The sequence below is a fragment of the Subtercola sp. PAMC28395 genome, assembly GCF_018889995.1.
Classification (GTDB): Bacteria; Actinomycetota; Actinomycetes; order Actinomycetales; family Microbacteriaceae; genus Subtercola.
The window spans coordinates 2183469-2196959 of sequence record NZ_CP076547.1 but is presented as its reverse complement, the minus strand read 5'-3'; the positions used below and the strand labels follow the sequence as shown (position 1 = coordinate 2196959).

Genomic DNA, 13491 nt, shown 5'->3' with positions numbered 1-13491 from the left:
CTCAGACCATGCTGTTGATCACGAAGCTCGACAGCTCTCGCCCGGTCTTGCCGTCGTAGGCGTGCACCGTGCACACGATGCACGCGTCGAAGCTCCGTGTGACGTGGCCGAGCTCGACAGGGTCGCTCGTGTCGTACACCGGGGTGCCGACCAGGGCCTTCTCGATCGGGCCGAGAATCGCGTCTTTGTCGCGTGGGCCGATGTTCCAGCCGCTCGGGGTGATCACGTTGTAGTTCGCGATCTTCGAGTCTTCGATCACGATCCAGTCCTGCAGAGCACCGCGCGCGGCCTCGGTTCCGCCGTAGCCGCGAGCATTGACGGGCTCTTCGGGCTTCACATAGAACGAGCCGTGCAGGTCGATGCGGCTGAGCCAGTCCATCACGAGCTTGTAGTACTTCGGTGCCTCGTGCATGCGGGCGAGCTGGCGCACCATCACCGACGGCCCGAGGGTTCCCATCACGTTGGTGAACAGGGGGTCGTAGTCCTGGTGGGCTTCGGTCGTCGGCTTACCGGAGACGATCCGCCGTGCCAGCGGACCGGCCTCGAGCGGGAGCCGGCCGACGCCTTCGACGTCGTACCGCGGCGCCTTGGCGAACGAGTACTTGTCGTGCTTGGCGCCCTCGAGGGGGTCGATCGCGTTCTGCGTGCCGTCGAAGGGGTGCACGACGTCGCCGCCCGTGTAGAACGAATGCGCGACGTCTTCAGAGATGCGGGCCTGGTCGAACTCGTGGTGCTTTCCGTTCGCATAGACACCCGAACGGTTGATGAGCGCGGCGTTGCGGCCGTCGATGGTGGGGTTCTCGTATGCCTCAGGGTCGAAATAGGTGCCGGCCGCGATGTAGTTTCCCCAGCCCTGGCCGTACTTGTCGAGTCCGATGTCGAGGCAGTAGCGAATGAAGAACCCGCAGTCGGAGTTCTTCTGGGCTTCGTTCTCGTCGACCCAGGCGAGAATGTCATCCCACGTCTCGTTGGCGAGCCAGCGGTCGATCGAGCATCCGAGCCATTGATTCTCGAGCCAGTTGTCCTTCCAGTTGGCCAGGATGGCCGTCGAGCGGGTGACATCAGAGAGAGTCGGTGCGCCCATGATGCCGCCGGGAACCATGAACGAGGAGTGTGGCCACTGGCCGCCGAAGATCGCGTACACCTCGACGGGCTTCTGGCTCAGCACGACACCCGACTGGTAGCTCGTGCCGACGTAGGCACTGAAGCGGCGGCACGCTTCGTCATAGAGCGGAGAGTTCTTGTATTTCTCGTGCGTCAGGTCGATGGCGAACAGCGCGTAGAAGTACCGCGGAATGGACTGCAGCGTTTCGACAGCCTGGGCGATGTTGCGGATGAGGGTCGCGTTGTGCGGCACATAGGTCTTGAACGCCGTGTCGAGGGCGTAACAGGCCTTGTAGAGGTGGCTGCCGCCGCAGATGCCACAGATCCGCGGCGTCATGATGAGGCCGGCCTGCATGTCCTTGCCGCGCAGAATCGTCTCGAAACCGCGGAACATCATGGCCTTTGTCCAGGCGTCGGTCACCACGCCGTCTTCAATGATGACCCGCACATCGAGGTCACCCTCGACCCGGCCCAGCGGGCTGACGTTCAGGTCGATTGTTGAGGTCATCAGTGTTCCTTCTTCTTCGTGAGGTCTATCTGTGCTGGCTGTGCAGACTGTGCTGGCTGTGCAGAGAGTGCGGTGGTGCGTGCGGGGGAATTCAGAAGCCGAATGGATGCCCGGGGCGGGGCATCAGACGACGAACATGTCTTCCTTCGACCACTGCGGCGCGCCGATCTTCGCCGCGGCGGCCATGGCCATGTAGGTGACGTGGTCCTGGCCGGTGGGCACCTCTTTGGGAATCGCACCGGCGATCTTCTGCGTCTTGAACACGGTTCCCGGTGCCAGATCGGCGTGGGGGAACTCAGGCTCCGTGCACCCGAGGCACGGCATGCCCGCCCGCGTCTTCGACGACTGGCGATTCCACAGGATGCGGTTGCAGGGGGCGTGGGTCATCGGGCCACGGCACCCGAACTCGTAGAACAAGCAGCCGGTGCGGGTGCCCTCACCGAAGAGCATGGTCGACTGCTTGAACTCGAAGAAGGTGTTGCGCGTGCAGCCGTTGTGCACGAACGTCGTGAAGAAGGTCTGCGGGCGGTGCAGTTCGTCGAGGGCGATATCGCCGGCGCGACCTGTGGCGAGTGCCACGATGATCTGGGTGATCCAGTCGGGGTGGGCCGGGCATCCGGGAATGTTGATGACGGGAAGGCCGCTCTTCGACTTCCAGTCAGCGCCGAGAAAGCCGCCCTTGCTGCGCTTGTGGAACTGCAGGCCCGTCGAGGAACTGGGGTTCGGCTCCATCGCCGGGATTCCGCCGAAGCAGGCGCAGTCGCCGATGGCGACCACGATCGAGGCCGACTCCGCGAACTCGCGCGCCCAGTCCTTCATCGGGCGATCGGCGAACATGTCGAAGCGGCCGGTGCCGTTCGGGCCCTCGATGATGCTGCCCTCGAAGACGAAGATGTCGAGCGGCTGGGCACCGCTGACGCAGTCCGTGAAGATCTTCTGGGCGTTCTGGCCCATCTCGACCCCGAGGGAGGGGTGCCAGAGCACTTCGAGCCCGAAGTCCACGATCAGGTCGACCACGTTCGGTTCATCGGCATTCAGGAACGACATCGTGTTGCCGGAACACGCGCCGCCCTGGAGCCACAAGACACTGGTCATTACTTGGTCCTCACTCTTGGTTTAACATCTGCTGGGCTGGTTCGAACAGCGGTGGCCGGCGCATCGAGTGACTTGCCGAGCTCTTTCAGAATGCCGAGCACGAACCCGATGCCACGCTTCACATCGGGGTCACGGGTGGCACGCGCGGCCCTGGTGAGCCCGTATTCGTGGGCGACAGGGTCGGCCCTGACGGCGGCCTGGGTCGTGCTGATCGCACCGACGAGTGTCGCAAGCAGTTCGAGCAGTGCGGGGTCTGCGAGCTTTTCGAGTACTGCCGTATCGGCCAAGGTGCCCGCAAGCGGTGCGGCCTGGCCGGCGAGCTTCATGCCCGTCTTCAGCGCACCCGCCAGCGAGGCATCGGCAGACAGGCTGCCGGCGATCTCCTGGTAGCTGCTGGCCACGTTGTCGAGCACTTCTTCGCCGCGGGCCAGAAACGAGCCCGTGGCAGTGAGCAGCCCACTCAGGGTGGAGATGTTGTCGAGCAGATCGCTGAGCTCCGCGGCCGTCGCCGGGTCGTCGAGGCGGGCCAGAAGTGCGTCGTGCGCACTGATGCCCGCTTCCGCAGGCGCGGTTGCCGTATGCACGCTCATAGCTGCTCCTCCTGGTGAGAATCGTGGCTTCTTCTCCGACAGTAGAGCGGGCCTTTAGTCCCGACTATCCGCAGAACGCAGCAACTATCGTGATTGCGAACGCTTCACCTCCGCACGGTTTTTCGGAACAGGAAATCAATGACGCAGCGCCTGTCGCGACTGGGGTTCATCGACGCGCGCGCTACAGATCTGCCCGTCAGCCCCCGGCTCCGCTCGAGGGGCGTGCCCCCGGCGCTCGCCGGGCGCGAGGTGTTCTGCACCGCAGATGTCGAGCAGGCAAGCGTGCTGGTGGGGGCATTTCTCGGCAGGAACCGGCTGACGGTCGATTTCTCAGAGGCCTCCGGTTTTCAGGCGGCGCTGAACGCCGTGCGAGTGCGGGGCGTCACTCTCGCCCACCTCGACTTCCACTCGGCGGTCACGCTCGACATCCCCGCCACAGACGACATCTTCACCGTGCACATCCATACCTTCGGGCGTTCGGCCTGCCTCATCGGGGGCGCCAACGTCATCGCCACCTCGACCAGCGCGATCGTCACGTCACCCGGAACCCACGTTCGACAGATGTTCGACTTCGACTCGCCCCAGCTCATCGTGCGCCTCGAGCGCGAGAGCGTCGAACGCCAACTGAGCCGGATGCTCGGCAGGAGCATCACGAAGCCGATCGTCTTCGACCCGGTGCTCGAACTCACCTCCCCCCGGGCAGTGCGGTGGAACATGGCGATCCAGCTGCTCAGCGCCGAAGTCATGATGCCCGACTCTCTCGTGAACCTCGGAATCGGGCTCTCGAGCATCGAGGAGCTGCTGATCTCATCCCTGCTGCTGTCGATGCCCTCGAACTACAGCGAACTGCTCGCCCCCCGCGTGGAGCACGACGCCACAGTGACGGCGGCCAGTGACTACATCGAACAGCACCTCGCCGAGCCCGTGACACTCGCTGAGGTCGCGGGCGCCGTGTACCTCAGCGCACGCACCGTGCAGAAGGCGTTCAAAGAGAGCCTCGGAACAACACCGACCGCGTTCATCCGCGAGCGCCGACTTGAAAAGGTGCACGGTGACCTGCTCGAGGCACTGCCGAGCGACGGGGTCACGGTTACCGCCTCAGCCGAGCGTTGGGGGTTCAACCACCTCGGTGAGTTCTCGGTGCTGTACCGAAAACGCTTCGGCGAATCACCGTCGCAGACCCTGCGTGAGCACTGAGCCGCCACCACTGCGCACCAACCCGACGTGAAGCCGCCCACTACCCCGCACTCTCCCCGACACCTGTTCCACCCGCACTCTCGCACTGAACGGAAGACCTCACCCTCATGCACGAATTGTCGCTCTGCCGCTCGATCTACGGCATCGCCGAGCGCGCCGCTGCCGGGCGGGCGGTGACGCAGATCCTGCTCGACGTGGGTCAGCTCCGCCAGGTGGTGCCCGAGACACTCGTGTACTGCTGGGGTGTCGTGACCGAGGAGTCGGCCCTCGAGGGCAGCCAGTTGCGGGTGACCTCCATTCCCGCGGTGATCGCCTGTGCCGATTGTGGTGCGAACACGACGCTGCAGGGCGTGCCGATGCTGCTGTGCGGCCGCTGCGGCGGCGGTTCGGTCAGTGTCACCTCTGGCGAGGAGTTCCTCGTCAGATCGATCGATGTGAAGGACTGAAGACCATGGGACGATTCCACCGCCACGACGACGGCACAGAGCACTCGCACTCGCACGATGCAGACGAGGGCGGGGCTGAACACTCTCACGATGATCACACGCATTCGCACCACGAACCCCACGAGCATCCCCATGACGATGACACCGGCAGCACGCACGACACCGACCACCTCGGAGACCACTCGGGCTACGAGACCGGCACCGAACGCATCCAGGTGCTCGAGCGCATCTTCGACGAGAACGACGCCGCGGCCGCCCGTAACCTCGCGCTGTTCGACGCCGCAGGAGTCGTCGCGGTCAACCTCATGTCGTCTCCCGGCTCCGGTAAGACGAGCGTGCTCGGCCGCACCCTCGACCAGCTTCAGGGCGTTGTGCGCTGCGGCGTGATCGAAGGCGACATCGAGACCTCGATCGATGCCGACCGTCTGCGCGGATACGGCGCGCAGATCTCACTGCTCAACACGGGCAACGGCTTCGGGGGCGAGTGCCACCTCGATGCACCGATGGTCGCCAGGGCGATCACCGGCCTGAATCTCGACGACCTCGACCTCGTGCTGGTTGAGAACGTCGGCAATCTCGTGTGCCCTGCCGAGTTCGACGTTGGCGCGCACCGCAAGGCGATGGTCTACTCGGTGACCGAGGGCGAAGACAAGCCGCTGAAGTACCCGGTGATGTTCCGCAGCGTCGACGTGGTGATCGTGAACAAGATCGACCTGTTGCCGTATCTCGATTTCGACCTCGCCCTGTTCGAGTCGAACCTGCGGCTGATCAACCCCACCGCTACCGTGATCCACACGAGTGCCAAGACGGGCGAAGGCATCACCGAGTGGGTCGACTGGCTCATCGCCGGCGTCGCTCTCCCCGCAGCAGCCGCAGCGGCCGGCACTGGGCGGGAATGGCAGTAGAAGACCTGCGCTTCTCGAAATCCCGCTTTTCGAAGGCCAGGTCAGCACTCACCCGGCGCGAACGGGTCACCCTGGTGGCCATGTTCTCATTCGTGGCGTTGCTGCATGTGGTGGGCTGGGGCGTGCTGGTCATGATCGTGGCACCACAGCACCTGCAGGTGAGCAGCGCCGGGTTCTTCGGCGTCGGCCTCGGAGTCACCGCCTACACCCTGGGGCTCCGCCATGCCTTCGACGCCGACCACATCGCTGCCATCGACAACACCACCCGCAAGCTCATGCACGACGGCGGCAAGCCCCTCACCGTGGGCTTCTGGTTCTCGCTCGGGCATTCGAGCGTGGTGCTCGCGCTCTGCGTGCTGCTGGCCACGGGCATCCGGATGCTCGCCGGCCAGGTCGAGTCAGACCAATCAGCGACCCACCAGATCCTGGGTCTCGTCGGCGCCGGCGTCTCAGGGCTCTTCCTGTGGATCATCGGCATTCTGAATCTCGTGGTTCTCATCGGCATCGTGAAGGTGTTCCGGGGCATGCGGCGCGGTGAGTTCGACGAGAGCGAGTTCGACGACCAGCTGAAGAAGCGTGGTGGCTTCGCGAACCGTGTCTTCGGTCGGGTAGGGGCCGTGGTGCGGCGACCCCGGCACATGTACGTCGTCGGGCTGCTCTTCGGCCTGGGGTTCGACACGGCCACAGAGGTCGGCCTGCTGGTTCTCGCCGGGGGTGCCGCGGCTTTCGCACTGCCCTGGTACGCGCTTCTGACGCTGCCGATTCTCTTCGCCGCCGGGATGAGCCTGCTCGACTCCCTCGACGGCGTGTTCATGACGGTCGCATACAACTGGGCGTTCACGACGCCCGTTCGCAAGGTCTACTACAACGTCGTCATCACGGCCCTCTCAGTGGCGGTTGCGCTCGTGATCGGCACGATCGAGGTGGTCTCGATTGTCGTCGATCGTGCCGGGATCACCTCGGGGCCCCTCGCCGCGATCGGCTCGCTCGACCTCAACAGTGTCGGGTACGCGATCGTGGCGATCTTCGTGCTCTCCTGGGTCATAGCGCTGGCGGCATGGCGTTTCGGCCGCATCGAAGAACGCTGGTGTCTGCACCGCAGCGTTCCGCGCAGTCGCCCGGTGACACCCGGTGACACCCCGTGACACCCGGTGGCACCCCGTTGTGTGGGCAGAAAAGCACCCAAAACCCGGATCTTAGGGGGTTTTCTGACCACACAACGCACGAAAGCGCTGGGCGCGGCCGAACCAGCGCCGGTCTGGAGGAGATACCGTGGGACTATGACATCACCCGAAATCGTCGCGCCCAGTGAGGCAGAGACCGCCCCTGACGCTCTGACCTTCAACGAGCTGGGGCTCAGTGACGCGGTACTGAAGGCGCTGCGCGACGTGGGGTACGAGAATCCCTCTGCTATCCAGGCCGCCACGATCCCGCCGCTGCTCGCCGGTCGCGACGTGGTGGGCCTTGCCCAGACCGGCACCGGCAAGACCGCAGCGTTCGCGCTGCCCATCCTCTCGCGGCTCGACCTCTCGCAGAAGAACCCGCAGGCGCTCGTTCTCGCACCCACACGCGAGCTGGCACTGCAGGTCTGTGAGGCATTCGAGAAATACGCAGCACACATGATGGGTGTGCACGTGCTGCCGGTCTACGGTGGCCAGGGCTACGGAACACAGCTGTCAGCTCTTCGCCGGGGCGTGCACGTGGTCGTCGGCACGCCGGGGCGCATCATGGACCACCTCGACAAGGGCACACTCGACCTCTCCGAACTCAAGTTCCTCGTGCTCGACGAAGCCGACGAGATGCTGAAGATGGGCTTCGCCGAAGACGTCGAGACGATTCTGGCCGATACACCGGACGAGAAACAGGTCGCCCTCTTCTCGGCGACGATGCCCGCGAGCATCCGGCGCATCTCGAAGAACTACCTGCACGACCCCGAAGAGATCACGGTCAAGAACAAGACCACCACCTCGGCGAACACGACCCAGCGTTATCTTCTCGTCTCCTACCCGCAGAAGGTGGATGCCCTGACGCGCATCCTCGAGGTCGAGAACTTCGAGGGCATGATCGTCTTCGTTCGCACCAAGAACGAGACCGAGGCGCTCGCCGAGAAGCTGCGCGCACGCGGATACTCGGCGATGGCCATCAGCGGCGACGTGCCCCAGGCGCAGCGTGAGCGAACCGTGAACCAGCTGAAGAGCGGAAAGCTCGACATTCTCGTGGCCACCGATGTCGCTGCCCGCGGGCTCGACGTCGATCGCATCAGCCACGTGGTGAACTACGACATTCCGATCGACACCGAGTCGTACGTGCACCGCATCGGGCGCACGGGCCGCGCGGGCCGCAGTGGCGCGGCGATCAGCTTCGTCACGCCCCGCGAGCGCCACCTCTTGAACGCGATCGAGAAGGCGACGCGACAGCCGCTCACCCAGATGCAACTGCCGAGCTTCGAAGATGTGAACCTCACGCGGCTCGCGCGATTCGACGATGCGATCACCGAGGCGCTCACCCAGACCAGTCGCATCGAGGCCTTCCGCGACATCGTCGGGCACTACATCGAGCACCACGACGTGCCTGAGGCCGATGTGGCTGCGGCTCTTGCCGTCGTCGCCCAGGGTGACACGCCCCTGCTGCTCTCTGCTGCCGACGAGCGCGCCCAGCGCCCGGAACGCGCCGACCGCGGCGACCGGGCGGCACGCGCTGCCGAGCGCGACCGTGGCGGCCAGGGCGATCGCCGGGGGTCGTACGACCGCGACGAACGCGGCGGCCGCGGCGATAGGGCCGGCGGCGCAGGCTCGTACGGGGGCTCTTCTCGCGGTGACGACGGCGACAAGCCCGAACGCCGTGCACGCCCCGCGAACCGCGCCATGGCCTCGTACCGCATCGAGGTCGGCAAGCGGCACAAGGTCGAACCCCGCCAGATCGTCGGCGCCCTCGCCAACGAGGGGGGCTTGAGCCGCGAGGACTTCGGGGCGATCCAAATCCTGCCCGAGTTCTCGCTCGTCGAGCTGCCAGCCGATCTGCCCGGTGACGTTCTCGGGCGACTCAAGGGCACCCGCATCAGTGGAAAGCTGATCGAGATCCAGCCCGACGCTCGCCCCACCCGCCAGGGTTACGGCACCGATCGCCCCGACCGCAAGCCGCGCCGCTGAGAGACAGGGCGAGCGTCGCTGCGCGGGGAAATCGCTCTGCGCAACGCGGGGATCCGCCAGTTCCGATTGGTGGGGCGCCCCGGCAGTGTCGCGCCTGTGCCTGTCATGCCAGGGCACCGGGTGCGGCGGCAGGCCGCTAGGGAATGGCCGCAATCTGATCGACGGTCAACTGTCGGCCGATCGTCTCAGCCAGCAGGTTCTGCCCGTCGACAGTCGGGTGGGTGTCGTCGGCCTGCATGAGTTCCGGATGATCGAGAAACAGCTGCCCGATGTCGATGTAGGCGCCGCCGACCGACGCCGAGGCGTCTGAGACGATCTGGTTGAAGCGCACGAGTTGCTCTGGCAGGGGCGTGCTCCCCCAGGCAGCACTCACAGCAACGATCTTCGCCAAAGGCAGTGCCGTTCTCAGGCGTTGGAACACGCTGTCGGCTGTACTCTGCACGGCCGAGTCGTCCTGCCCGAGGTCATTGCTGCTTGCCGCCACGATCACAATCGAGGGGTTCAGGCCCTCTGCGACGACCGCTTGATCGGCAAATGTTTCGCCATCGTCGCCCACCGTGACAAATCCAGTGCCGTCACTGGCGAGATTCTGCAGCTGCCATCGGCCGGACTGCGCCAGTAGAGCGGGCCAGGAATCGGTCTCGCCTACCCCGTGCCCATCCATTATGGAGTCCCCGATGGCGACGACTGTCGACGGAACGGCGCCGGGTTCACGCCCATGACCGACGTCGGTCGGCTGTGCGCCAGCACCGACTGGGAGTGCTGGTGGAGTGCTCGGGGTAGTCACCTGCGAGTCCCCCGACACGACGATTCCGTCGACAAGAAGAAGACCAGACGCCAGAAGAGCACCGCCGGCAAGCCCTGCCCAGAGCACCCGGCGGCCGCGACGTCCTTTGGCGCGACTGGTTTCTCCTCCGGGTGATCTCACATCATCAAGGCTAATCACAGGATCGCGCGGGGGCGCCAGAATTCACCGGAAGGTAACACAATCAGAGAGATCGGCCTCTGTGACAATCGGCATCGTCCAGCTGTGGGTGCGCGCGCCGAGGCTGGGTCGACGGCCTTCAGAGCCCGGGCAACACCCGCTCGCGAACCTGCTTTCGGAGGATCTTACCGAGCATCGATCGCGGCATGTCATCGATCTGCACGATGCGCTTCGGGATCTTGTAGGCAGCGAGCAGGTCGCGGCAGTGGGCCCGCAGTGCCTCCTCGTCGAGCGTCACGCCCGGTTCGAGCTGCACGGCAGCGACGACCAGTTCTCCCCCGCGTTCGAGAGGCTTGCCGAACACGGCCGCATCGACGACGTCGGGGTGAGACCGCAGTGCGAGTTCCACCTCGGTGGGCGACACATTGAACCCGCCGGTGATGATCAGCTCTTTGGCACGGTCGACGATCGTCGTGAAACCGTCGGCGTCGACCGTGACGATGTCGCCAGTTCGCAGCCACCCTCCCGGCAGGAGCGCCTTCGCCGTCTCTTCGGGGCTGTTCCAGTACCCCTGGAACACCTGCGGGCCGGAGATGAGCAGCTCACCGGGTTCGCCCTGCGGCACTTCGATGGCCGGATCATCCAGATCGACCACCTTCATCAGCGTCGACGGGAAGGGCACGCCGATGGTGCCGGTTCGTCGGGTGCGGTAGAACGGGTTGCCGAGCGCCACCGGAGAGGACTCGGTCATGCCGTAGCCTTCCACGAGCAAGCCGCCAGACACCGATTCCCAGAGTTCGACGACGCTGTCGGGCAGGTTCATGGCGCCCGAGATGCAGTACTTGCACGACTTCAGCGAGATGCCGCGTTCCTTCGCGGCAAGCGCAGTTCTCTCGTAGATCGGCGGCACCGCGCAGTACACCGTGGCCGGCGACTTCTTCATGGCATCGAGAATGAGACCCGGCTCGAACTTCGGGAAGAGCACGATCAGCGCCTGTTTGTGCACGCCGTAGGTGAGGTACAGCGTCATTCCGAACGCGTGGAACATCGGCAGGATGGCATAGAAGATCTCTTTGCGCGGCTCGGCCCCGAGCATCCATGCCTCGCCCTGCAGGGCGTTCGAGTAGAGGTTGAAATGCGAGAGCATGACGCCCTTGGGTCGCCCGGTGGTGCCTGAGGTGTACTGGATCGCGGCGAGGTCGCCGACGGCAGGCTTCGGATGCTCGGGGTCGATCGGTTCGTGGGCGAGAAGTTCTTTCCAGCTGACCGTTCCTGGCGCCTTGCCACTGAGGGCTTCACGTGATTCGCGCAACTTCTTCACGGGCAGGTGCAGGGCAAGGCGCTTGAGCGTCGGGAACGCTTGCAGCAGGTTCACCGAGACGATCTGGTCGATCTCGACGTCTGAAGGGAAGCTCTGGATGGCGGCGACCGACTTGTCCCACGCGATCACGACGCGGGCCTGGTGGTCCTCGAACTGGTGGCGGAGCTCCCGCGAGGTGTAGAGCGGGTTGTGCTCGACGACCACGGCACCCAGGCGCAGGATCGCGTAGAACGCGACGACGTGCTGCGGGCAGTTCGGCAGCAGCAGGGCGACCCGGTCACCCGAGCGCACGCCCAGGCGGCGAAGGCCCTCGGCTGCGCGGTCGATCTGGTCTCCCAGCTCGCGATAGCTCGTGCGGCGGCCGAAGAACTCGGTGGCCGGGCTGTCACCTGCTTCGGAGACAGAGCGTTCGAGCATGTCGACGAGCGATTCGGTCGGCAGTTCGATGTCGGCGGGGACTCCCGGCTGGTAGTTCTTCAGCCAGGGGCGTGATTCGGTCGTTGCCATGGTTCTATCTTGCCGTGCGGCCAGGTCGGCTGGCTGCACGCCAGCGCTCGTAGCCTGGGCTCATGCCGGGTCGATCATCGGCAGCCAGCCGACCATCACCAGGGGTGGGCAGAAATGAATTGCTTGCCCATCCCCCGGTTGCGTCGATCAGGCCTCGAGCGTGCGCGGTGCCTTCGCGAGGTTCGCCTCGAGCTCTGCCTTGTTCTGGCGGATCACATAGGCAGGCCGGTCACGCTCGACACGCCAGCTCTCTGAGAGTGGGCCAACGTCGACGGTGTCGAAACCGAACTCATCGTAGAGCGCGACCACAAGGGCGGTGGCTTCGGGGAAGTCGCTCGAGGTCGCGAGCGCACGGCGGTCAGCGGTGCCAGCAGGCGAACCGGTGGTCTGGATGTCGGCAGCCATGATGTGGTTGAAGCCCTTGACGACCTTCGACTCCGGCAGGTGCTCCTGCAGCATGCTCGAGACGGTCGTGCGCCCCTCGTCGAGGGCCGCGATTCGCCCGTCACGCTCCCAGTAGTAGTTGTTCGTGTCGATCACGATCTTGCCGACCAGCGGTGCGACCGGAACGGCGGTGTAGTTCTTCAGTGGCACAGTCACGATCACGACGTCGCCTGCCTCAGCGGCCTCTTCCGCGGTCGCAGCGACGGCCTTCGGGCCAAGCTCTGCGACGAGGTCAGCCAGGGTTTCGGGCCCACGTGAATTCGCGATGGTGACGGTGTGACCGTGCTCGATGAGTGTGCGTGCAAGAGCCGTGCCGATGTGGCCGGCTCCGATGATTCCGTATTCAGTCATAAGTACTTCAACACTGCGAAGCAGATTTCATTCCATCGCTGACCCACAAAGAAGGCGTTGTCGGCCGAACCGCGGTGGCCCGGCCGACGACGGCTCGACATAGGAGGTGAATTACGGGGTCAGGGCCTCGATGCCCGTGAGCGACTCAGCACCCGTCGACGAGACGGCACCAGCGGGTGACGCCGCGGGTCGCACAGCGGCCGAAGTAGTACCGGCCTTCGCGCCCTGAGCCGACAGTTCTGTGACTTTGCCTGCCTTGATGTGCAGGCGCCGCTCGGCCCGGCGCGCCACGGCCGAATCGTGCGTCACGATGATCAGTGTGAGCCCCTGGTCGCGCCAGAAGCTCTCGAGCAACTCCATGATCTCGTCACGGGTGTCTTCGTCGAGTGCTCCGGTCGGTTCATCGGCGAGCAGAACATCCGGTCGCTTGACCAACGCTCGGGCAATCGCAACACGCTGCTGCTGGCCGCCCGACAGTTCGGCGGGCAGGTGGCTGTACCGCTCCGAGAGACCGACAGAGTCGAGGGCCTCCTGCGAGCGCCGCCTGCGCTCCGGCCCAGAAACCGGCAGGGGCGCCAGAGCGGTCTCCACATTCTCGAGAGCCGTCAGCGTCGGAATCAGGTTGAAGCCCTGAAAGACGAAGCCGACCTCCTTGGCCCGGATGGCCGCGAGCTTGTTGTCGCCCAGCTTTGACAGCAGCGACGAGCCCAGCATGACCTCGCCCGAGGTGGGCCGGTCGAGCGCCCCGAGCATCTGCAGCAGCGTCGACTTGCCACCGCCTGTCGGCCCCTGGATGGCGACCATCTGCCCATCGGGAATGCTCAGCGTCACTCCGTCGAGGGCTGTGATCTTTCGTTTCGATGCGTTGTAGGTCTTCGTCACGTTCTTCAGTTCGTACATGGTCTGCAACTCCTTCGTGTCGTTCGTATCGTTCAGATGGTGGGTGTGG

General features: G+C 65.0%; 11 protein-coding genes and 1 pseudogene. 5 read left to right on the top strand and 7 right to left on the bottom strand.

The genetic code is table 11. The features are described from left to right. Position 1 precedes the first annotated feature (1 nt). The 3 genes from KPL76_RS10140 to KPL76_RS10130 form a co-directional block, all read right to left on the bottom strand. On the bottom strand, positions 2-1612 hold the full coding sequence (locus KPL76_RS10140; RefSeq protein ID WP_216332997.1) for a nickel-dependent hydrogenase large subunit: 1611 nt from the start codon (positions 1610-1612) through the stop codon (positions 2-4). A gap of 123 nt (positions 1613-1735) precedes the next feature. Next, complete coding sequence (locus tag KPL76_RS10135) at positions 1736-2707, bottom strand: hydrogenase (protein ID WP_216332995.1); 972 nt, start codon at positions 2705-2707, stop codon at positions 1736-1738. After that, a complete protein-coding gene (locus KPL76_RS10130) occupies positions 2707-3297 on the bottom strand; it encodes a DUF1641 domain-containing protein (protein ID WP_216332993.1) in 591 nt (196 codons plus the stop codon). Before KPL76_RS10130 ends, KPL76_RS10135 begins: the two co-directional genes overlap by 1 nt. Positions 3298-3435: 138 nt before the next feature. Between KPL76_RS10130 and KPL76_RS10125 the strand changes: the two genes are divergently transcribed. From KPL76_RS10125 to KPL76_RS10105, 5 genes are all read left to right on the top strand, one after another. Further along, positions 3436-4494: an AraC family transcriptional regulator gene (locus tag KPL76_RS10125; protein WP_216332991.1), complete on the top strand. Its 1059-nt coding sequence runs from the start codon at positions 3436-3438 to the stop codon at positions 4492-4494. 107 nt (positions 4495-4601) lie between these two features. Then, the gene (locus KPL76_RS10120) at positions 4602-4940 is read left to right on the top strand and encodes a hydrogenase maturation nickel metallochaperone HypA (RefSeq protein WP_216332989.1); all 339 of its coding nucleotides are present in this window, start codon (positions 4602-4604) and stop codon (positions 4938-4940) included. Positions 4941-4945: 5 nt separating this feature from the next. Beyond that, complete coding sequence (gene hypB / locus KPL76_RS10115; RefSeq protein ID WP_216332986.1) at positions 4946-5845, top strand: hydrogenase nickel incorporation protein HypB; 900 nt, start codon at positions 4946-4948, stop codon at positions 5843-5845. Beyond that, a complete protein-coding gene (locus KPL76_RS10110) occupies positions 5836-6990 on the top strand; it encodes a HoxN/HupN/NixA family nickel/cobalt transporter (RefSeq protein ID WP_253201995.1) in 1155 nt (384 codons plus the stop codon). Before hypB ends, KPL76_RS10110 begins: the two co-directional genes overlap by 10 nt. A gap of 135 nt (positions 6991-7125) precedes the next feature. Then, positions 7126-8994, top strand: a complete 1869-nt coding sequence (locus KPL76_RS10105) for a DEAD/DEAH box helicase (protein ID WP_216332984.1) — start codon at positions 7126-7128, stop codon at positions 8992-8994. 136 nt (positions 8995-9130) lie between these two features. Here KPL76_RS10105 and KPL76_RS10100 read toward each other — a convergent pair whose 3' ends face one another. The 4 genes and pseudogenes from KPL76_RS10100 to KPL76_RS10085 form a co-directional block, all read right to left on the bottom strand. Beyond that, positions 9131-9922 carry an SGNH/GDSL hydrolase family protein gene (locus tag KPL76_RS10100; RefSeq protein ID WP_216332983.1) on the bottom strand — a complete coding sequence of 264 codons (792 nt, stop codon included), beginning with the start codon at positions 9920-9922 and terminating at the stop codon, positions 9131-9133. 136 nt (positions 9923-10058) lie between these two features. Continuing rightward, the gene (locus KPL76_RS10095; protein ID WP_216332981.1) at positions 10059-11747 is read right to left on the bottom strand and encodes a long-chain-fatty-acid--CoA ligase; all 1689 of its coding nucleotides are present in this window, start codon (positions 11745-11747) and stop codon (positions 10059-10061) included. A gap of 147 nt (positions 11748-11894) precedes the next feature. Next, a complete protein-coding gene (locus KPL76_RS10090) occupies positions 11895-12542 on the bottom strand; it encodes an NADPH-dependent F420 reductase (protein ID WP_216332973.1) in 648 nt (215 codons plus the stop codon). Between the two features lie 234 nt (positions 12543-12776). Next, positions 12777-13442: pseudogene (locus KPL76_RS10085) on the bottom strand (ABC transporter ATP-binding protein); the annotation flags it as partial. Positions 13443-13491 lie beyond the last annotated feature (49 nt).

Coding starts and splice junctions, on each gene's coding strand:
- KPL76_RS10105 (WP_216332984.1), top strand. CDS start 7,126: ATGACATCACCCGAAATCGTCGCGCCCAGTGAGGCAGAGACCGCCCCT.
- KPL76_RS10090 (WP_216332973.1), bottom strand. CDS start 12,542: ATGACTGAATACGGAATCATCGGAGCCGGCCACATCGGCACGGCTCTT.
- KPL76_RS10135 (WP_216332995.1), bottom strand. CDS start 2,707: ATGACCAGTGTCTTGTGGCTCCAGGGCGGCGCGTGTTCCGGCAACACG.
- KPL76_RS10120 (WP_216332989.1), top strand. CDS start 4,602: ATGCACGAATTGTCGCTCTGCCGCTCGATCTACGGCATCGCCGAGCGC.
- KPL76_RS10110 (WP_253201995.1), top strand. CDS start 5,836: ATGGCAGTAGAAGACCTGCGCTTCTCGAAATCCCGCTTTTCGAAGGCC.
- KPL76_RS10130 (WP_216332993.1), bottom strand. CDS start 3,297: ATGAGCGTGCATACGGCAACCGCGCCTGCGGAAGCGGGCATCAGTGCG.
- KPL76_RS10140 (WP_216332997.1), bottom strand. CDS start 1,612: ATGACCTCAACAATCGACCTGAACGTCAGCCCGCTGGGCCGGGTCGAG.
- KPL76_RS10125 (WP_216332991.1), top strand. CDS start 3,436: ATGACGCAGCGCCTGTCGCGACTGGGGTTCATCGACGCGCGCGCTACA.
- hypB (WP_216332986.1), top strand. CDS start 4,946: ATGGGACGATTCCACCGCCACGACGACGGCACAGAGCACTCGCACTCG.
- KPL76_RS10095 (WP_216332981.1), bottom strand. CDS start 11,747: ATGGCAACGACCGAATCACGCCCCTGGCTGAAGAACTACCAGCCGGGA.